General features: G+C 36.8%; 1 protein-coding gene. It reads left to right on the forward strand.

Going from position 1 to position 761, the window contains the following annotated elements; all coding sequences use genetic code 11:
- Positions 1-84 precede the first annotated feature (84 nt).
- A complete protein-coding gene (locus GJ688_RS21195) occupies positions 85-207 on the forward strand; it encodes a hypothetical protein (protein ID WP_268892124.1) in 123 nt (40 codons plus the stop codon).
- Positions 208-761: the final 554 nt, after the last annotated feature.

Below are 761 nucleotides of genomic sequence, written 5' to 3' on the forward strand. Positions count from 1 at the left end.
GGGTTAGCTTTAGGTTGTATCGAAAAACAGTGAAAAAGCGAGTATTACGGAGAAATGATTAATTTATTGAGGGAGGTAAAAAATATGGGTGCATGCGTGACTACTGGTGGAGGCTATATCGGCAATAGCATAGTTGCACTAGCTATTTTGATTATTATTATTGCTATTTTAGGAACCGGTTTCGGATTAGGATTTGGTGCTTACTAAGCGATTAACTTTCTTTAAGCGTGCGGCGGTGGAAACTGCCCACGTTTTTATTATTTTTCTCATCTTGCATAAGGAAAGTAAATAAAACACCAGCTACTTTCGTTGTTGGTAAATAAGATGTGAATTCCATTGGATTGCTTCTTTTAGCTAGTCTCGGCATCTTTCCAGGAATCGTTAATAGGACGCCGGCTTAATCTGATTATTTGCTTCCATTAGAGAGAGATTTGTGAAGCTAATTTGAAGTCACGGTTGAAGTTACCTAAAAAACAGTTAAGGTTTTATTACCACTTTATCATACTGCTTACAATTTCAAACCTGGCGAGATTCGTTTTGTTAGCTGTGATAAAGCGACAGTTCTCAGCAAAGGGTGTTAAAGCAGGCATTTGATAAGCCCTGTTCTTCAACCAGCTACAAGGCCGCTAGATCCTACTAAAAAAGATTCATTCGTGTTCGGTTAACTAGTAATCACATGGTAACAAATGTTATTTAAAGGTTTTTTCATAATTATGTCGAAAGTATAAGTAGAATAATGCTTATGTTGGAGGCATCAATAA

The organism is Heliobacterium mobile (assembly GCF_009720735.1).
GTDB lineage: Bacteria > Bacillota > Desulfitobacteriia > Heliobacteriales > Heliobacteriaceae > Heliobacterium > Heliobacterium mobile.